Genomic DNA, 21,056 nt, shown 5'->3' with positions numbered 1-21,056 from the left:
ATTTTCAATTTATTGGAGGGTGACGTCCTACATAAGTGATTAATACATTCCATTAATTGCCTCTAATATCCGCTCCACAGCGAATTTATACAGCAACTCCCCATACGGTTTTCCTAGTTTCATTGCTAGTGAGTGGGCTTGCTAATCCATCGAATAAAGGTTGTTCGATGAAGGTTTAGATTTCTGAATACTCATAGGTTTGAGGTTCTGACAAGTAAAAGTGGATAACAATGTTTAACGTATTAAAACAAGTAGCAAAGCGTTCTATATCAACCATCATTGCCCCAGCAATGCTGACAGTTTCTTCAAGTGCGGTGGCCGACAATTCGATTGCGTTCAACCCTGAACTTAAAGGCAAAGAAATCTTTGCTCATTACAGTATCGATGATGATCTACCAAAACTTGGCATCAGCTCTCTCGATATGGGCGATCATTTGGTAGAACTAGTGAGCAGAACTGTTCAAATCGCCGATGAAACAAGAGAAACCTCAGTATATCTAGTCAAGAGTACCGACCAAAAAGGTAATGTTGATCTTCGTATCAAGCATGATGTGAGCAAACTTGATAAACACTTCGACGCAATTGCTGAAATAGAACAAGCGACTCGCACTCAATATCGACTAAGAAACTGGGCTCAAAGCTATGACCCTTCATCGGTAAGAGCAACCGAATTAGACAATGGTGATGTGACAATCACATTCGATTACTCAAAGTATGGTCTTCCCCAAGATATTGCTTATTTCCGTTTCATGAAGGTAGAAATGCTGATTTCTGATGACGAACCGAAGCAAATGATTATTAGTAACCGTGCTCCTTTTAAGTTAAATGGTTACCACATCGAAACATATCGCCAAGAAATTAGCTTTGCAAAACTAGGTACTGACAAGCTTATCCTCATGGAAAAGAGGATTGATATGGAAGGTAGGAAAGGGAAAAAACCTGTACAGATTGCTGAGTCCGTAGTACCGGTCGCTCTATATGATGACAACGGTGTGAACATTATTGACGAGGAACACTTCTCTGACGCTTCTGACCCTCGTCTAATCGAAGAGCGCGTAGAAGTTAATCGAGTTTTCCCTCTAATGGGTGACATGGTAGCGCGCCAAGGTATCGACTTACCTCTGCCTTTTGGTATTTCTATCGCATACCGCGATCAAAATATGACGCTGCCAACCAATGATTTCATCATCGGTGGTGTACGACTTAATGAGTTCTTTGATCCTGAAGATACGTTTGCAAAAGTAAATGCGCAATCTCTAACACTTCGTGGCGATGTCAACATTCTCCCTTTCTGGAACGTGTTCGGTTTCGTCGGAAAGATCAACGTTGATGCCAATGTCGATGCTGGCTACACAGGCGCTATTGGTGAAGAGTTGCAAGATCTGTTGAACGACAAATTGCCTGGCGCAGGTGACTTTTTCTGTGAAAACTTGGCAGCTGCCTGTACTACTGGCCGCCTTAACGTACCGCTAAAACTCAAGTATGACTTAGTCGGTGTAGGTACCACTTTATCAGTGGGCTACAAAGAATTCTTCGCTTCTGTTACCGGTACTTATGCTACTACTCGCATAGAAGGCGGTGACCGCTGGGGTGACGGCATTATCACGGTTCAGCCTATGCTAGGTTACCAACTTGTTGATTATCGCACACAACTATTTGTTGGCGCTGAATACCAAGGCTTGAAATCTCGCATGCAAGGTACAGTAATAACAGGCGACATAGAGTTTGATTACGATGTAGGTGTAGACCTTAATCAATGGGCTGCGCTAGTGGGTGTCAATAAGCAATTTGGCAAAAACTACCAAATGTCTTTCCTATACAACAAAGGTGAAACACGCGACTCAATGACCTTGAACCTTGGGTACCGCTTCTAACTCTTTTGTCCTCAATCGCGGCTTGAAATAACGAGCTGCGATAAATGGAGGATTCAATCCAACAAAAGCGATTCAAACAATCACGAATCGCCACGTACTATCACGCCCAAGAAACTGTAGTTCGAATAGCGCAAGTAAAGAGAGCGCCAAATTCGATTGTTTATCTAGCGGCGTCACTTACAGATAAGTACTCCAAACTGAATATTGAATGTGGAAAAAATTATGACCTTATTACACCGTTCTCTTCTCGCTATCGCCATCAGCACTACGCTATCGGCTTGTTATACGGACGTTGACCCTACTGTACCGCTTCCAATTGAAGACGCACCAATTACGCCGCTACCCACAGAGACAATCGAACTAAGCATTGGCGATTCTACTGTTGGTGCGTCAAAAGAGTCAGTTGTTATTACTGGCACTGACGGAACAGAGAAACTAGTTAGTGTTGAAAGCTTCAAGGGCATCGAATACGCGACACAAACTCGCTTTGAACACAGCATGACTAAAGAACTAGATGAAGTAATCGATGCAACTCAGTTTGGTGAAGTGTGTATGCAAGTTCGTGCCACTGAGCAAGCTCAAAGTGAAGATTGCTTAAACCTAAATATTTGGCGTCCAGCTGGCCTAGATGCTGATGCAGAACTACCGGTGTATGTGTTCATCCATGGTGGCGACTTTGAATATGGCTCAGGCTCTGAAGCACTTGTGCACGGTGATACCGTGGTTGCTCAAGGTAGCGATGATGGTAAGCCTTTCATTTATGTAAGCTTGAACTATCGTTTAGGTCAGTTAGGTACACAGTGGGTCGAAAGTGACCTAGCTGATGGAAATTATGGCCTTGGAGATCAGAAACGCGCCTTAGAGTGGGTTAACAATAACATCAACCTATTTGGTGGCGATGCTCAAAACGTAACTGTTATGGGCCAAGGCTCAGGCGCTATGTCTATTAGTTTTTTGCAACAGGATGAGCAAGTCTCTGGTCAATACTTCCAACAAGCCATTATGCAAAGTAACCCATATGGTTTTGAGTATCCTAGCTATGACGTAGCTAAGGACCGTAACAATGACTTTAAGGCAGACACTTCAATTGACGAGATCATGGCATCGCAAGAAACTGCTTTGAATGGTATCGAACAGCTAAAAAACTGGCTGTTATCCTCATTGCAGGTACCAGTTATTGGCCCAGAATCAGACAGTACGCCAATGTCTAACCTTTTACCATTTGCTCCATATCTTGGTTGTAATGAACTTGAAGAACAAGGGACCATTTTTAAAAAGTGGGTCTGTGTGGATCATGCTAAGCCGCAAATCGTAACAGGATTAACTGTACCAACCGTTTTAGGAAACAATGCCAGTGAATCGAACAGTTTTGGCATGCTATTTACCGCTACGTTCTTGGTTCCAACAATCATAGAACTATTAACAAATGATGAACCTGAACTGTTTACTAACGAAGACCCAGCAAAGCTTGCACTTGCAATGGTTAACTGGCTAGAAGATGAAAATAACATCGCTCTTCTTGAGCAAAAACTATCTGAGCGAGCAAGTGATGACGTCTCAGCAGAGCTTGTATTGCCAAGCAGTGCTTATAGTGCAGTAACTGGTTTATTTTATGGTGCCAAGCTAGAAGGTGATCTACTTGAAATGACTGGCTGTATTGATACCAATGATATTACGGGTACCGTAGGTTGCTTGGTCGACATTGTTGAAATCACTAGCCACCAACAAACCCAAGATATTCTGGCTCTAACTGATTTCTACCCTAACTCAGAAGCTAGCTTAGGTGGTGCTCTTGACAACATGAAGCAATTTAAAACCTTGCTAAATGACACGCTATTCAACGGCCCTGCTCGTTATATGGCTGCAAACAGTGAAGTAGAAACAACGCTATATCGCTTTGATAAAAAGCCAAGCTTCAACATGTGGAACTTTAAAACAGGTCTAAATGAAGAAACGGGTGAATTCGACCAACTATCAATCATTGACCTATTCAAAACGATCGGTTGCATCAGCGGTGCATGTAACGGCTCAGAACTGCCATTTGTGTTCAACAAAGCCGTACGTTTTGACGGTAGTGAGATTCACCCGACAAGCAATGAGAAGGCAATGATGAACGAAATGTCACGCCTATGGTTTAGCGAAGAGTTATTTACTAACTACCAATACAGCGATGCTGCTGACAATGTATTAGTTATCGAATCTCAAGGCTTTAGCGATAGCACAACCTATGACTGGGACTATGTCACCAACCCAGGTGTCGACCCTAAGCTACGTGAAGGTCGCTTAACCGGTCTAGAAGAGCAAGGTCTTATGCCTTGGGACTGGTACCTAAACTAAACATATTCAAAAACCATCCTACTACAACGGCCAGCTCGCTGGCCGTTTTTATATCCAAATTTTACGTTTAAGCGCAGGTGAATTATGACACTTAGCAAACTAAAAACAGCGTGCACAATGATGCTGGTTGCTTTGGTCACAGGATGTGCCCAGCCGTTTCCAGAGGTTGAAGATACCTTTGAAGCGAGATGGAAAAGCAATGAATATCAAGCACAGGCTTATCTGATTCCAACGGCTGACGAAGCCTTTTCTCGACGAGTAGATCTGGTTCGCAATGCTAAAACAACCATCGATATGACCTACTTTTCTTGGGATAAAAACACGCTTGGTTTGATGTTGCTCGATGAATTAAAACAAGCAGCCGACCGCGGGGTGCAAGTACGTCTGATTCTCGATGACTTATTGATTTTCAATGAAAAATGGCTTGCTGAGCTTAGCCAACATGAAAATATTCAAATCAAGATTTTCAACCCTTTTAATTCAAGAAAAATAGGTTGGATGGGTCGCGTATTTGACTTTGCTGGCAACCAAAAGCAGTTGGATAATCGCCTACATGAAAAATACTTCAATGTTGACCACCACTCAATGATCTTGGGCGGGCGAAACATTGGAGACGAATATTTTGGCTTTAGCAAAGACGCCAATTTCTTTGATATGGACACTCTGTTTACTGGCGAAATCATTAAGCCTTTTGACCATAATTATGTATCGCTTTGGGAAAGTGAGTACGTAACGCCAATCAACGAATTGATTGCGGTAAAAGGTGATTCTCAGTTCCGTCAATTTGATAAAGCGTATGCCAAAGAGAGGAAAAAGAATTCACACATACTGGCAGTGATTGAGCGCAGTGTATCTAATCTGGCAACGCCAAATGCAATCGATGTTGAAGTTACACCTGTATTTGATTCGCTACATAAATTACACGATAACAAGCCTTACTTCAGGGCTCGAGCTGAACGTACTATCAGCGAGCACTTAGATAATGCAAAAACTGCGATTATCTCTACACCCTACGTAGTGCCGTCTGATGGTGAGTTTCGAACCATTGATAGATTAAGAAGCAACAATACCGATGTTACCTTAATCACTAACTCTTCAGCGTCAAATGACTCTGGCTTTATTCCGGCCTACTACGAGAAGCACCGTACTACGTTGCTACAAAAAGGGGTCAATCTTTTGGAATATAAAGACAATGCGATCAATGAAGACCATTACTACCATGCGGACACTTATTATCACAACAAAACAGTAATATTGGACAATACCCTCACCTACATTGGTTCGTCTAATTTTGACCCACGCTCAGACAACCTCAATATAGAGTTTGGTGTTTTTGTAAATAGCCCAGAGTTCGCAGAGCAGATCGAACACTACTTATTGAGCAAAAAAAGTAAGTTGTACTGGCAGGTTGCTCTAAACAAAGAACAGCAACCGGTTTGGTTCTCAGGTGACACAGTGACAACCAATAATCCTAATTACAGCGGGATGCACAAAGCCACCCATTGGATTTTCAGAAAGATGAATGCGGAATCAGAGCTTTAATCCTCTACCACAAACAGTAGTGCGCTCTCAAACAGAGCGCATGTTGCTGATTGTTTGTCGTTAACAACAGCAAAAAGCTGACAGTCACCACTCAAATCAATTTGGAATACAGAGGTAAAGCGGTTGAAAAACGTCATCTATCTAGGTCGACTGTTAACACTATTGTGTGCGTTCACGTTAACTCCTCGCGTATATGCTGGAACTTTCGAAATTGAAATTGGTGCTTTTTTCTCTCAAACCAGCACCGATATCGAAGTGTATGACCCTATCCACAAAGAATATGTCGACCTTAATTTTGAGTCAGAACTGAACCTTCCCCATGACGATGTTCTACCCTATTTGAATTTGGAGTATCGCTTTAACAACAACCATCAAATCTACCTTGATTGGCGTCGATTACATCGTAATGGATATCAAGACTATGTGGCACGCCCATTCCAACTAACATTGGATGGTCATACCTATACGATAGGTGGGGAAGCCGATCTACTCACAACACTCAATGTTGATATCATGCGCCTTGGTTATGGTTATCGCTTTTACAATTCCGAGCATTTGGATATCCATTTTCTAGCTGGATTTCATGTCACTCGGCTCGAACTAGGCATGCGCGGTGAAATCGATATCGAAGCCAATGAGAGTATCTCATCAGAGGCCACGCTTGTCGCTGAAGGTTTTAATAGCGGAATAACCGCTCCATTACCTAATCTTGGTTTTTTAATGGAACATAAAATACGCGATGATATTCTGCTCAAAAGCCATGTTCATGCCTTTTATTTACAGTACGATAAAATATCAGGTTGGATGTATGAACTGGAAATGGCCGCGCGCTACTACGTCACAGAAAACTTTAGCATCAGCGCATCGTTTAACTACTATGATCTTGGCGTCGGTTACAAAGCCGAACATACTCGCCTTAAAGTCGACTATCAGTTTTTTGGTCCAATGTTAAAAATGGCTTATCGTTTTTAGTCACGAAATACCAATACTGTCGAACGCTTACAATCGCACTATGCCTCATAATTCGCTACCATATTGTTTTAGCTATTGATTAAATAACATGATCGACAAAGAACAATTACGTCAAAGCCTTCTTCAAACATTACACAGCCAACGAAAAATTGCATTGGCCGCAGCAGAGAGTGCTCACGATGCCGCCACGCACGAGCAAAGCGTAGCTGAAACTCAATACGATACTGTAGGATTAGAAGCAGCCTATCTCGCTCACGGACAATCTCAACGTGTAGCAGATTGCGACACGATGATTAACCAGCTTAGTTCTATGGTGTTTCGTGATTTTGCAGAAGATGATGAAATAGATATCGGTGCATTGGTGACTATCGACAATAAAATGATTTGTTGGTTTTTACCTATTTGCGGTGGCTACAAGCTTGAGCATGATGTCGTGGTTATTACTCCACACTCACCATTAGGACAAATGCTTGATAGTGCTGAATCTGGGGAAAAACTGCAAGATGGTCGAATGATCACTGATATTCGTTAGCTCGTTGCTCTTAGTTGTCTCGATTTACACTCTACTGAATTGCGACTGCGAGGATAACAAGACGCCACTATGATTCAGCTCTCTAAACCCGAAGCTCAAAAAATAGCATTATTGTCACAAGGGCTCTGCTCACCCGAGCTAAAAGGAGTGGTTGCGCAGCGCGCTCTTAGCTCAATCCACCAGCTCGGATACGTACAAATAGATACGATCTCAGTGGTTCAAAGGGCACATCACCATGTACTTTGGAGTCGAAACCACACATATCAACCTTCTTATCTCGATCAGTTAGTCGCAAATAAAGACATTTTTGAGTATTGGTCTCATGCAGCGTCTTATCTTCCGATGAAAAATTTTCGTTATACCCTACCCCGCAAGCACACCTTTAAATCAGGACAGCAAAAGCATTGGTATAAAAAAGATGAAGCATTGATGAGTAGTGTTTTGAATAAGATCAAACACGAAGGTCCTTTAATGGCTAAGGATTTTGAATCAGAGGTATTAAAACGCACTGGTTGGGAAAGCAAGCCAACGAAACAAACGCTAGAGCTTTTGTATATGCAAGGCGATTTGATGATTACTGAGCGACGCAATTTCCACAAGGTCTACGATCTAACAGAGCGAGTGCTTCCCGATAATGCAGACACCACTATGCCAACGACAAAAGAGTATGGTGAGTTTCTGGCTCTTAATTATCTAAAAGCTCACGGTATCGGTACTCCTTCAGAAATGGGGTACTTATTGAAAAGCTCTAAAGCCTTAATACAGCAGTCACTCAATGAATTGATAGAATCTAACAAGGTTGAACAAGTGTCGGTAGAAAAACAAACCTTCTACACGACATCGGGCTCGCTAGAGCTACTCAACAAGCGACTGTCACGAAATAGAGTGCACCTACTCTCTCCCTTCGACAATGCGGTTATCCAAAGAAAACGAATAAGCCAATTGTTTGATTTCGACTATCAATTAGAGTGCTATGTGCCGGCTGCTAAGCGACAATTTGGCTACTTTTGTTTACCCATCATTTGGAGTGGCGAATTGGTAGGGAGAGCGGATTGCCGAGTTGAAAAGTCCACATCTACATTGCAAGTGCTCAACCTATTTATTGAGAAAGCACTTACCGACACTGACTCCTTTGAAGAAGCCTTAACAAAAGAGTTAAATGCTTTTGCTAAGTTTAACCGGTGTACAAATTATCAAATTATCTACACCCGTTATTCCCAAGGGTCTTTATAGGGACTTTCTTAGATTTGCAGAAAACAGATTCCCAATAGAAGCACTCGGGAATGACATGTGCCGATGCGCGGATTTCGTAAACTTGTCGTCCCCGAAGTGTTTTATCGGGGACCTTCTTGGATTTGCGGAAAACAGATTCCCGATAGAAGCGCTCGGGAATGACATGTGCCGATGCGCGGATTTCGTATACTTGTCGTCCCCGAAGTGTTTTATCGGGGACCTTCTTGGATTTGCGGAAAACAGATTCCCGATAGAAGCGCTCGGGAATAACATGTGCCGATGCATGGATTTCGTAAACTTGTCGTCCCCGAAGTGTTTTATCGGGGACCTTCTAGGTTTACATAAAACAGATTCCCGATAGGAGCACTCGGGAACGACATGTGCTGATGCATTGATTTCGTAAACTTGTCGTCCCCGAAGTGTTTTATCGGGGACCTTCTTAGATTTTCGGAAAACAGATTCCCGATAGAAGCGCTCGGGAATGACACGTACCGATGCATGGATTTCATAAGCTCTTCGTCCCCGAAGTGTTTTATCGGGGACCTTCTAGGTTTGCAGAAAACAGATTCCCAATAGAAGCACTCGGGAATGACATGTACTGATGCATTGATTTCGTAAACTTGTCGTCCCCGAAGTGTTTTATCGGGGACCTTCTCAGGTTTGTAGAAAACAGATTCCCGATAGAAGCACTCGGGAACGACATGTGCTGATGCATTGATTTCGTAAACTTTCCGTCCCCGAAATGTTTGATCGGGGACCTTCTTAGATTTGCGGAAAACAGATTCCCGATAGAAGCACTCGGGAATGACACGTACTGATGCATTGATTTCGTAAACTTGTCGTCCCCGAAGTGTTTTATCGGAAACCTTCTCAGGTTTGCAGAAATCAGATTCCCGATAGGAACACTCGGGTACTACACGTACCGATGCATGGATTTCATAAGCTCGTCGTCCCCGAAGTGTTTTATCGGGGACCTTATAGGTTTGCACTCAGCAACAACACGTACCCTAAAACTGTGTTCCGAGGGAAAGATATACCTTCCACTGATCGTCTCTGTCATCATCTATCCCACGTGCCACATCAAGCTTTATCGGCACAAAACTAGTCTCCCAGATGACACTAAGCCCCGTACCCACTTTTGCATCAAAATTAGACTCAAAGGCATCACCGACATCCACAAAACCACCAATCCAAAAAGCGTCAAATATACGATGTTGGTATTCAAGACCTGAACTCAGCATATAAGGTGCGCCTTTAAGTTCTCCATTTTCATCTACCGGAGAAATAGACTCATAGTCGTACCCTCTCAGGCTACCGTCACCACCAGCAAAGAAACGTAAAGAAGAGGGGATATTCGAGAGTTCATCGGAAATATTTGCTCCCATGCTGACTCTAAAGTTAAGTCTTTGAGAATCGTTAATGCTCCATGACAACGCCGTTTCACCGGTTAACCTTAGTATCTGAGTGTCAGATACCACACGATCATCTGAATACTCAATAGCGTAAATGTGCTTGTGCTTAATACGCTTGTTATCTTGTTGCTTATCGGCGTAAGAAAACGAAATACCCGGCATTAGTAGACGAGACAAACCTTCGTCCATTGCCTGTTGATAGTCTTCATATAAAAACTTCACATATACAGTGCTCTGCCAATCACTGTCCAGCTTCCAATGTTTCTCAAACGTGAGGTCGCTAGAAAGGCTCAAGGTATCTAAATAATCAAGATGTGTTGTTTCAAACTTAATACCGTAGTAATCATTTAAGATATCCTGAGTTGGGATCTTGTAGCCTAAAAGCAAAGACTGCTCGGGCTTTGAAACACTGACGGCACTCTGGAAGCTATGTCCTTTGGCATTATACCAAGGCTGTGCCCAACTCAACGAACCTCTAATCCCCATATCAGATGAATAACCACCGCCAACCTCGACCACATTTTTAGAGCGAGGTGCCACAGAGACTTCTACAGGCACTTCTAGGTTATCGGTTATTGCTACATATTCGGGATGAACATCAATAGCGCCAAACCACCCAGTTTCAGATAAAGAATTTTGATACTCACTGAGCTTCATCACATCAAACGGGTCGCCTTGATCAAAATCTTTAAGATTGAAGAGTCGCTCGTTTTCAATTTGGCTATTGAAAATACGGGTGTCGCCAAAATAGTATTGCTTACCACTATTGAAATGAACGCGGATATTGGCTTCGTTCTTACTTGGAATCACCTCTAGGCGCGTCATTGTAAATTGACCATCGAGATAACCGTGGCTTAAGGCAAAAGACTGAATCTTGCTCTTGAGATTATCGTATTCTTGATGCTGTAAGGCTTGCCCCTGTTTAAGGTTTGTTTGTTCTACAATTTTCAATAATTCAGAGTTGTCCGCCGCTTGACCCGATACAACAATATCGGACTCTTTGATCCTAGTGACAGGGCCTGAAGACACTTTCAGATTGATCTCCTTATCATCTACACGCGTCAACTGAGCTGTCGGATGATAGTAACCAAATGGGTTAAGCGCTTCATTGACGATCCTAGTAAGTTTTACATTGCCCATCTTAGTAATCGAATCACTGCCTAACGCATCCAAATGATAGGCTAAATTTTTTTCCAAGGGTTCAGATAAGCCAGAGATTGAAATATTTCTTGGTGAGGAGCTATAAGCAAAGAGAGGAATAATCACAATTAGAAGAACGAACCACTGCGCCAATTTCACCACACTGCCCCCTTCTATTTATGAAAAGAGGTAATGTAATAGCATCTAGTCGATGTCGTTAATCAATGATGACGTATGCAATCCTACAAACCATAAAAGCCCTAACTTTCGTTAGGGCTCTTTAATCGTTTTGACTCTACTAGGTTGAGTTATTTAACCAAGGTCACGTCTGTTGGTTTCCAAGACTTATCAAACCAAGCCTCTGTTGGTCCATACATACGGAAGATAAGGTTGAATCCTTTACCCTCAGTCGTTTGTACCCAGTTTCCTTCCGCACCTTTTGGTGCCTCTGGAGCGAAGTGAATCGTAATCGAACCATCAGCGTTCTTTTTCACACCTTTGGTTAACCCATCAATGCCCGCTTTAACTTGGTCTGTCTCTAACATTGAGCGCGTTTGGTTATCATAAATCATGAATGACCAAAACTTAGTTGCTGGTGCATCCGCAGGTAACGTTACAGTGTAATGTTTGCTGCCATCCAGAATCTGACCTTCACTATCAATAGTTGCTAGCAAGTAGTCCGAACCTTGACCCGGAGTAGACGCCACCATATCTGGGGTAATACCCGTCGCCATAAAGTGGAAGGTTGCGCGCATATCTGTATCCACGACACCATTCTCATCTTTAAACTCATGACCAGAGACTAGAGGGGTAAACCAATTGCGATCTTCATACACCATCTGTTCTTTGGTTGGCGCATAGTAATAAGAACGAGCTTCAGCAGTCGCAATCTTCGCCGCTTCTTTAAAAACTTGTCGCTGGTATTCATTCGGCTTGAACTCTTGACCCTTCTCGATACCTACTCGTTTAGCGAGCGACAGCCATTCGCTATCAAACACTTGTGTTGGTTCATACTGAATCAGTGTATTGATCTCTTCGTAGAACGACTCATCCATTGCATGGATAGTATTGTATTGAACATCAGAGATATTCATAAATTCTGTCTTCGGCTTAGAGCCATACGGATACAACTTCATCGTATCCTTAAGCTTCTGAACATCGGCTTCAACATTCGCTGGAGTAGTAATGATGCGGACGAGCAACCAATGTTGGTAGCCGTCAGTCTCTACGGCGATCATTCCCTCAGGGATCTCGCCTTTATATGAGCTATGATGGATAAAATATTTGCCACCTTGACCCTGATCTTCCGGGTGCGTCACACCAACACGAGAAACAAATTTAAACGCCGCGTTATCAAGTAGTCCCAAAATTGGCGTGCCTACTTCTAAAACAACAGGCCCATTTTTTACATCTATCTCACTGGTAACATAAGGCGTGGTAGTGTTAGCGGTTAGCCACAAGCTCTTTGCATTAAGCATTTGTTCTGAAATGGCGATAGTTTGGTTAGGCACCATTCCAACACTTTCATGCCCAGCCAATAGGCCTTGAATTGAAGCTACGGGAATTCCTGAAAGAAACACACGTACTGCATCAGCGACATCCACAAAGCGATTTGCCTTTAAGGTTGTTTCTGCACTTGGTGCCCCATCGGTATAGTTCAACTCGCCTAAATACTCAGACTCAACTTGTGCAGGAGTAATAATGCTCGCAGGGACTTTAGCCTCATAAGTTGCCGCTGTTGCCATTGAAACCAGCGTTAGCCCAGTTGTCGCTGTTATTAATGCCTTCATTATATTGTTCATTCGTCGTTCCTTAATTACTTATTAACTGTATGAAGCAATCATATTCAAGCTTGCTATTTGCGTCCAATTACTAATAATCAATTATAGTTATGATTTTAAGTGATAATCCTATGAAAAAATCCAAGTCACTATCCAGAGTCGATCTCAACCTACTCGTCATACTTGATCTACTACTTAAAGAAAGGAATGTGTCACGTGTCGCCGAAGAGGTCCATCTTACCCAATCTGCGGTAAGCCGATCTTTAAAGCGTTTACGAGAAGCTTTTGATGATCCGTTATTCACACGAACAGCCAAGGGGTTAATACCCACCCACAAGGCGCTCGAGCTAGAAAAAGAATTGAGCAAGATACTCCCTTCATTGCAGCAGTTATTTGATGATGATGAGTTTGATCCAAAACTGTGTGATAACACTTTCTCACTCTCATTGCCTACGTTTATAGGCTCAACATTAATACCCAAACTATATGCACATTTATCTGAACATGCGCCATTATCTTGCATTGAAGAGACTCCAACAAAGGCCAATCCTTTCCAATTGCTTGATGCAAATAAACTCGATTTTGCTATCCACTATCAACCTACGCACGACCCTAAATATCGGTCGCAACAATTAGGCAGCTTGTATCCCGTTTTCTATGTCAAAAAGGGGCACCCATTAACCAAGCAAAAGCACCCTTCCATAGCTGAGATACTAAGCTATTCACTGATTGGCATGACCATCGAAGATGACAGACAACTCTCCTTTCGCTCGCCTATAACACAGATATACCAAGACCTATTACACACTGAAGACAAGCCTAAATTAAGGAGCTCCCAGACTTTAACACTGCTAGAAATTACGCGGTCCACAGGCGCTGTGCTGTTTGGTTCTAACGGACTAAAGAAAATGGCTAACTTTAATGAGGAGTTTGTAGAAATATATTCTTTAAAAGAACAAGCTAAGTACCATGTGCCCATGTTCTTGATTTACCATAGTCGGCATGAAACCAGTCATGCCCATCAATGGTTTTGTGAGTTATTACGAGAAGCAGTACTAGAAATTGTATAGCGTTGCCTAGAATTGGCCGTATAAATTAGACCGCCGAACTAGAGATATGCATAGGCGTCTTATACATAACAACACTATATCATTACGTTAATATGTCATTGATTTCTTTACCTTAAATCAGGCAAAAAAGGCATTAAGGCGAATTAAGAGTAATGGTCAATAAGGATTGACCATTACTCTCTAGATCCTACGTTCATTCGCTAGCATTGGTTTCATGCACGGTGTTATTTAATCCATTTCTCCCAACTTTTTCGTGTTTTGTTTCGAAGTGGTTCAGGATAATGAATATCGAACTTGATAATATGTTTGCAATCTAGTGCCACTTTTTCTTGCAACTCTAGGCAACTGTATATTACAAGTCCTCCTTGTTTAGAAACCAGTTTTTCTTCTTGCGTATTATAGATAGCAATGGAAGTTCCTATATTTTTTATATCCGGATAATGGAACGCACCAAGCATTGGATGGCTGCGCGTAGCAAACGCCCAAACCACATCTTCAATACTACTTGGATCAATATCTTCACCAACAACAATTAACTTGCCACAGGTACCAAGGTGCTGATCCCAATATGTATGAGCAATCTTATCCATCAGCTGTTCTACAGAATATCCCGTTCTTTTATGCCAGTCGTTATAAACACGAACGACCAACCAATGAGAGTGAGTCTCCAAGGGTTTAAAAACGTCTATCACCGGTAGTGATGACTCTTTAAAAATTTGGACTGTATCAAGAGCGTTAAAAAAACTTCCCAGTACCACTGAGCTATCAATAGCAGCACCTGGAATACACATGGGCAAAATAGGGTTGTTCCTAAATGTGATTGCGGTTACCACTTGTTTAGGTTGAAGCATTCGCTCTTCATTCATGTAACCGGCAACTTCTCCAAATGGACCTTCGAGTTCGAATTCATCTTTAGAGATATAGCCTTCTATTATTATTTCTGAATCAGCGGGTACCAATAAGTCATTTGTCTCACATTTCACCATCTCAATGGATGCATCAAGTAGGCGGCTAGCATTATCATATTCATCCACCCAGTCGGGTGCTCGAGCGCAAGACTGAGCAAGTGCTGTAGGACTTGCACCTAACACTAGAGCCCAAGGTGTATTCTTTCCTGCTTCGCTCCACATTTTGTGGATCATTCCATTGTGTTGAGCAGGGCTCCACAAGCCTGTCATTGTGGTCTCATTGACGATCATTGCACGATTCAGAGACCAATTTGTCCATCTTCCATCTGGAGTTTGAACAATATTTACTCCTGCTGTTTGAATATATCTTCCTCCATCTCCATCGTGACACAATGGCGAAGGAAGCTTGAATAGGTCGATATCGTCACCCAACCATATGTTTTCTTTACACGGTGCAGTGTCATTAGCTACTACAGTAGGTTCATGAACTTCGCCTGATTCAATTGCTTCGCTATAAGCATGATAAATCTCCATTAGTTGCGCCGTTTCCGGTAACCCTAGAGCAATGGCTAATCGACTCCATTCTTTGTTGTTATCTTGGCTTTTACCCATGCCCAACTCTGCAGCTCTAAATCCTTTAGGTGAACCTTTTACATTGTTAAAAATGGTAGCTGGATATTTTTTCTCACTCCCGTACCGACAAATTGCACCCATTTCCAGATTCCAATCAACTTCGTCATTGATTTCTATCATTTGCTTGCTTTCAATTAAAGCTTCGACATATTCTCGGTAGCTTTTGGGAATGTTATCTCTATTGATTTTCATGTGTTAACCTTGTTTTAATCTTGGATTTTCATTAATTTACAGTAATATCTAAAATTGACTATAAGACAAAACGCAAAATTATTACGCTAATACCATATAGGCTAAATATTTAAATAGTTATTTATCAAACTTATTGTGTCTTGATATACTTTATGTAATTCTTTTTCTGAAATGTCATCCCAATGCATCCCACAACTTAATACGCAAGTATCAGAATATTCTGGAACTATTAATCTAACCAGTTCTTCGGTAATAACATTTTCTTTATGCCCCGGAACGCCAAAGGTCTGAAATTCAACAGAATTATTATTCAAATAACCTAATGTTACCGCTCCGATATGCTCACGTTCACCACCATATATTGTCATGCTCACATCACTGCCTGCATGAATTACATCTAGTGTTATTTTTGTATCTCTAATCGAAACTATCGAATACTGCATTACGTTCATCCTATATAATTTAAAATGCACAACTACTATATGTACATTTTTCCATATATTTAAATTTATAGATTTAATTGTAATCGAGTTGAAAACACTAATTGTTCATCATATGACTGCATTATAGGTTTTACATATTGGCTATGCAGAGATAATTGAATATTTCGATTAATACTCACTTGATAATAACCTTCAATGACTTCCTCACTATTAGCCAATACATGCCCGTATAGATCAGAGTTCGGTCTAATATCATCAGATACGTAAGTACCAGCCCATCCCAATCCCCAACTATCTTCTTTGCGGTTGAATAGCCCTTCCGTACCGGAAATTCCTACGCTATAGAATTGAGAAAATAAATTCCTATCTTCCGGAGCAAAACTTACTCTTGCGAATATGCCAACGCCATTGAAGTTGTGGTTATCATCATACTGCCCATAAATGTACTGTGAACCGCTAAAAGAGAAGGCATAGTTATTTGTTTTTTCAGGTATTGAAACATTCGACTCAATGTCTGGCGTATCGTTGATACCTCCAATTAAGATATCGTCAAATAGCATGGAGCTACTCATATCCAAATCGGTTGTATCTTTATTGGTAATACCCGCTAAGGCATTATAGTTAGAGGGCATTCCGCTAATGTCACCAACCCATTCGACTGAATACCCGTACGTCATCTCAGAAGCGGTGAAATCATCTAACCCAACTGAGTTTGCATTGGTACTGTTAGAGGTAGCAACAAATGTCATTGACAAACCATTATCAAAAAACGTCGTTGCACTGCCGCCAATGGAGGTATACGGGACAAATGGTGCGAGTAACGGCGTATTGACTAAACCTGTATATATAAATTGGTTACGCTCATTATTCGCAAATAAATTAGTATCCATACCAAACGTCCAAGATGTCTTACCCAATGCTAAAATCGTATTCCCTGGAATACCTTGTAAATAAAGAAACTCCGAAATAGTAGCTTCGCCCTTTTCTGAGCCCGGCATAGTCGAATCAAAGTTAAGAGGCAAAGCGGCACCGCCACTGTCAAAACTTGAACCAAAAGCGATTTCAGAGTGGATCATCAAAGCGCCTTTGTCCCACAATCCTAACTTGGCGATATCTAGCGTTAACCATAGATCAGCCGATCCACTGTAATTATTATCTTCTGATTCACCTTTCACTGTTCCCTGATAAATTTGAGTAATGTCAGAATCAAGCATTATTCCTTTGCTTCGCAAATCTTCATAATATAAATCACCATCCTGACGTACATTCGGATTTCTCAATAATTGAGAATAAAATCCAGGTGATATATCGAACAAAGAGATATTTTGCTCAGCAAAACTTTGTGTTGGCAAAGATGCAACACCTACAAGTATTATTTTTTTGATCATAATTGCCACCACAAGGCAAAATATTATTTATTTACTTTCTGATAAGATGAGTAATGCAAAGATTAATTGATTTTAATAAATGTATTCATCATGATTCGTTGCAACAATTAATTATATGCCTGTCCAACGATTTATTGATTGCTCTTCCAATTCAATATCAAGAAGATCAAGCACCCTAACAACAGTGTGGTTAATCATTTCATCCATTGTTTTTGGTCTGGCGTAGAAAGCAGGAACTGGAGGACAAATGATGGCCCCAAGTTTTGATGCTTCATAGACAAGCTTACAATGACCTTGATGCATAGGCGTTTCTCTAGGCATTAATATTAGTCGGCGTTGTTCCTTTAAAATAACATCCGCTGCTCTAGTAATCAGATTCTCTGAATATGAATTGACGACCGACGAAAGGGTTTTCATCGAACAAGGCGCAATGATCATACCCGTAGTTTTGAATGAGCCACTAGAAATAGCAGCCGCTTGATTTTTGTAATCATGAACAACATCTGCCAATGCCACTATTTCATCTACTTTATAATCAGTTTCTAGTTTAATGTTCACTTTTGCTGATGGACTCAATATAAGATGAGTTTCACAACCACGCATTGTCTTTAGAGCTTCTAATAATCGAATGCCATAAATGACACCTGAAGCCCCTGTAATAGCGATAATAATTTTTTTCACTCTACACCTACATAAAATGGAATATTAATGAATAAACAGATATGGCTATACGCAATATTCTGTGCCAACCGTGATAAGTCTATGGATTACTTCCTGCTAATACATAATGCAACAGTCAACTTACTGTAAGATTAAAATAGTCATGTCAAATAATATTATTGATAATGAATTATTTGATGAATTTACTGTTCTATTATTCAAGTATCCTAGTAAAACACTTTATAGCCTGGGCAATTAATGCGGTTAATGTTGTCGAGTGCAGTTAAAAAGGTTGGCCGTTTTTTATGACAAAATGCGATACCTCTGCTTTCAGGGGGGAATGTTTGTCTAATTTGGCTTCTTCGTGGGTATAGTGTGTTGAGTTTGTCCAAAATGGCATGAAAACTTCGACAGTTTCAAAATGATGATGGTCAATAAATTCGGAATTCACCGTTTGATAGGATAGGCTTGCAAAATCTGATAGTTAGAAAATGTAATCACTCTGAAAAACACCCTCATATTCATATCAATAAATTATAAACCAAAGTGTTAAAGTGCTGATTTAAAAGGAAATAATAATAATCAAATCATAAGTAATCCTTAACTTGTCTGATCCTTTTTACATTGAACTTTATTCTGTTTTCTTTAGCTATCCTAGATTCAATAGTATCTCCAGAAAATGCTAGGTGATGGGATCGTTCCTTAAATGCGGTTTTACCCATCTATTCGACCGATTAAAACGGACATTAATTGGAATATGCATCATTCCAACCTACACATATAACTTCTTTTATAGTGTTGTGAATACGTTGAGAGACAACTCACTAGACGGTAATTTTCAGCATAGGAATGACCACATTGCTTCGACTCTTTCTGCTACTAACTGCCCTTTTTTCTATGAGTGTGTCCGCAGATGGCGCTAGATTCTCTGGTCACCGTATAGGCATCGGTGTCGCTAGCACAATGGAGACTTGGGAAGACGAAATCTATTATAGCGATACTGGTCTTCACTTAGAGTATGCATACGATGCTAACCGTATTTTAAGCTTCAGATTATCGAGAGATGCTACAGGAGATGAATTCACTCAAAATATCACTTTAGATACAAGAACATGGAAAGCGGGTTTAGAAATTGGTTACGCAGTTTCTTTCAAAGGGTGGCAAATAAGGCCATATAGCTCTATTGGTGCCCAATACTCTAAAGGTCATTATTCAATACTTCAATTCGATGGAGAGGTGACACAAACATCCCCCTACTATGATTTTGGCGTTAGAGCGGAACTTGAACAAGGGATCTATTTCGATATTAAAGTGGATACTTTTGAACTAAAAAATGAGCATCTTGGAGATATTATCCAATCAGCATTCACCATTGGGTATAAATTCTAGAGTGCTTATATAGCTTGGACTGTAAGGGTGCAGTAGCAATATGAACATTATTGTGCAAATCAATGTAATTGATTTGCAGTAGTAGTTAACTCTTGCGGGGAATTATGCGAGGCTGTTTACTTCTTTTAAAACCAAGATATGAGAACCCATCAACAGAGCAACTGTAACTGCTGTTCCACTACCCTATAAAACTATTAATAGTTTATCGGCTCAAGGTTACTTTCAAGAGCATCAACAATCTTAGCCACTTCTTTTTTTAACGACTCTTTACAGGACTGATTTTTAGTGAGTTCAATGGTAAATTTCTGTGTAAACTTTCGTGCATCTTTATCTTGAACATAGATAGGTAATTCTATGGTATTAAGATCAATATTATTGGCTGGTTGTTTTAATATCGAATCCAACACATCTAAATGTATGACTCGAAACCCCGCTTGAGCGAGTGTTACATTAACCAAATCCTCATACTGATTAATGGCGTCTATAAGTGTTTTCATTAGTCTCTCCACAGAGAATCGGATCAAATCGATGTATGGTTTTGTCCACACTGGCATCTATCTCGATCATACACGCTCAGCAATCCTTTCAAATATCATTTCACGCCATATTGTAAAATTCATTACTCATGACATGAACTTCCACTTAATCGATTGAGAGTCTTACATGCGATGATTAAGGTTATGGCTATTTTTGCATATACTCAACATTAAGGTAGATTTGATATATAACTTTTCAAAAATGATAAACTAGGCTTGGGTCAAATTGCCGACTAAGAAGGCATGATTTCCATACCAAATAAACTTGCTACTGTCATTTCGCACACCTATTCAAAGGTATACCCTACCCCTACTACCATCCCCAGTAGCGAATCATACTTGCTAGATATATTGAGATTTTTAAAACTATAAGTGGCGCCAACATTAACACCAAACGCCGCTTCATTTCCGTTTGACACATAATAATGCCCATTCGTGCCAAGGATGTGGTAACGATCATAATATTCCGCAATATCTTGTTGAAGAGCAATTGTAGCCCCTAAAGACAGTCCTAGATGGTAAGGCAAACCATAGGTTAAATAGGGAGAAAAATAGAAATCGGTAATTGTTTTATCACCTTTTTTGGTATCTCCAATGTCGATAGCAAAATCTTCCGAAAAATCATAACCTTCACCTTCGGCACTGACATCAAATCCAAGTTCTACACCTCCGGATAGATGACCAGAAACCACTTTCTGACCGTAGAAACCAATAGTTTTACTATTACTATATGTCACGCCAAAACTCGTATTACTAGAGGACTCCTTTACATCTAACCTACTAGAATTCGCTGCAAAAACAGAATAACTCATCATATTTAAAAGTATTAGAACGCTTATTTTTTTGACGTTTTCTACATTTTTATTATTCATGTTCTTCACTCTAAATATGACATTAAATTCCCTTAAATTGAGGCCATAAATTACAGCAACAAAGAAAATAAGTTATATCGGAAAAATAAGCTTTCGAATATGTGGCGACACCGTGGCATAGCCGAGCCAATGGATAGTAACT

Annotated in this window: 16 protein-coding genes; 8 read left to right on the top strand and 8 right to left on the bottom strand. The window is 40.7% G+C overall.

What is annotated here, in order from left to right:
* The first annotated feature begins 224 nt into the window (after positions 1–224).
* The 6 genes from OCU48_RS14795 (at position 225) to OCU48_RS14770 (ending at position 8,490) form a co-directional block, all read left to right on the top strand.
* Positions 225–1,874: a hypothetical protein gene (locus tag OCU48_RS14795; RefSeq protein ID WP_371859110.1), complete on the top strand. Its 1,650-nt coding sequence runs from the start codon at positions 225–227 to the stop codon at positions 1,872–1,874.
* 222 nt (positions 1,875–2,096) lie between these two features.
* Complete coding sequence (locus OCU48_RS14790; RefSeq protein WP_141345926.1) at positions 2,097–4,211, top strand: carboxylesterase family protein; 2,115 nt, start codon at positions 2,097–2,099, stop codon at positions 4,209–4,211.
* An 84-nt stretch (positions 4,212–4,295) separates the two neighbouring features.
* Complete coding sequence (locus OCU48_RS14785) at positions 4,296–5,753, top strand: phospholipase D family protein (RefSeq protein ID WP_141345924.1); 1,458 nt, start codon at positions 4,296–4,298, stop codon at positions 5,751–5,753.
* Positions 5,754–5,876: 123 nt separating this feature from the next.
* Positions 5,877–6,725 carry a hypothetical protein gene (locus tag OCU48_RS14780; RefSeq protein ID WP_141345922.1) on the top strand — a complete coding sequence of 283 codons (849 nt, stop codon included), beginning with the start codon at positions 5,877–5,879 and terminating at the stop codon, positions 6,723–6,725.
* A gap of 88 nt (positions 6,726–6,813) precedes the next feature.
* Positions 6,814–7,257 (top strand): hypothetical protein, encoded by a 444-nt coding sequence (locus tag OCU48_RS14775; RefSeq protein WP_141345920.1) that lies wholly within the window; start codon positions 6,814–6,816, stop codon positions 7,255–7,257.
* Between the two features lie 69 nt (positions 7,258–7,326).
* Complete coding sequence (locus OCU48_RS14770) at positions 7,327–8,490, top strand: winged helix-turn-helix domain-containing protein (RefSeq protein ID WP_141345918.1); 1,164 nt, start codon at positions 7,327–7,329, stop codon at positions 8,488–8,490.
* Between the two features lie 1,007 nt (positions 8,491–9,497).
* On the opposite strand, the gene OCU48_RS14765 is transcribed toward OCU48_RS14770, so the two are convergent.
* Complete coding sequence (locus tag OCU48_RS14765) at positions 9,498–11,201, bottom strand: autotransporter assembly complex protein TamA (protein WP_244312311.1); 1,704 nt, start codon at positions 11,199–11,201, stop codon at positions 9,498–9,500.
* Between the two features lie 149 nt (positions 11,202–11,350).
* A complete protein-coding gene (locus OCU48_RS14760) occupies positions 11,351–12,844 on the bottom strand; it encodes a DUF1254 domain-containing protein (RefSeq protein WP_244312310.1) in 1,494 nt (497 codons plus the stop codon).
* Between the two features lie 110 nt (positions 12,845–12,954).
* Here OCU48_RS14760 and OCU48_RS14755 point away from each other — a divergent pair, with 110 nt between their 5' ends.
* Entirely contained in the window at positions 12,955–13,893 is a 939-nt protein-coding gene (locus tag OCU48_RS14755) for a LysR family transcriptional regulator (protein WP_141345914.1), read from the top strand.
* Between the two features lie 224 nt (positions 13,894–14,117).
* Here the strand turns inward: OCU48_RS14755 and OCU48_RS14750 are convergent, their stop codons facing one another.
* The 4 genes from OCU48_RS14750 to OCU48_RS14735 form a co-directional block, all read right to left on the bottom strand.
* Positions 14,118–15,626, bottom strand: coding sequence for a UbiD family decarboxylase (locus tag OCU48_RS14750; protein ID WP_141345912.1), 1,509 nt, complete (start codon positions 15,624–15,626; stop codon positions 14,118–14,120).
* Positions 15,627–15,727: 101 nt separating this feature from the next.
* Complete coding sequence (gene lpdD, locus OCU48_RS14745) at positions 15,728–16,069, bottom strand: prenylated flavin chaperone LpdD (protein ID WP_141345910.1); 342 nt, start codon at positions 16,067–16,069, stop codon at positions 15,728–15,730.
* A 65-nt stretch (positions 16,070–16,134) separates the two neighbouring features.
* Complete coding sequence (locus tag OCU48_RS14740; RefSeq protein WP_141345908.1) at positions 16,135–17,457, bottom strand: carbohydrate porin; 1,323 nt, start codon at positions 17,455–17,457, stop codon at positions 16,135–16,137.
* Between the two features lie 111 nt (positions 17,458–17,568).
* A complete protein-coding gene (locus tag OCU48_RS14735) occupies positions 17,569–18,138 on the bottom strand; it encodes a UbiX family flavin prenyltransferase (RefSeq protein ID WP_141345906.1) in 570 nt (189 codons plus the stop codon).
* A gap of 837 nt (positions 18,139–18,975) precedes the next feature.
* Between OCU48_RS14735 and OCU48_RS14730 the strand changes: the two genes are divergently transcribed.
* Positions 18,976–19,506, top strand: a complete 531-nt coding sequence (locus tag OCU48_RS14730; protein WP_167496193.1) for an outer membrane beta-barrel protein — start codon at positions 18,976–18,978, stop codon at positions 19,504–19,506.
* A 194-nt stretch (positions 19,507–19,700) separates the two neighbouring features.
* Here OCU48_RS14730 and OCU48_RS14725 read toward each other — a convergent pair whose 3' ends face one another.
* Positions 19,701–20,003, bottom strand: a complete 303-nt coding sequence (locus OCU48_RS14725; RefSeq protein ID WP_141345902.1) for a hypothetical protein — start codon at positions 20,001–20,003, stop codon at positions 19,701–19,703.
* 326 nt (positions 20,004–20,329) lie between these two features.
* Positions 20,330–20,914, bottom strand: coding sequence for a hypothetical protein (locus OCU48_RS14720; RefSeq protein ID WP_141345900.1), 585 nt, complete (start codon positions 20,912–20,914; stop codon positions 20,330–20,332).
* Positions 20,915–21,056: the final 142 nt, after the last annotated feature.

This window comes from Vibrio inusitatus (assembly GCA_024346935.1).
GTDB classification, from domain to species: Bacteria; Pseudomonadota; Gammaproteobacteria; order Enterobacterales; family Vibrionaceae; genus Vibrio; species Vibrio inusitatus.
The sequence above is the reverse complement of the archived record's forward strand: the minus strand, read 5'-3'. Positions and strand labels throughout refer to the sequence as shown.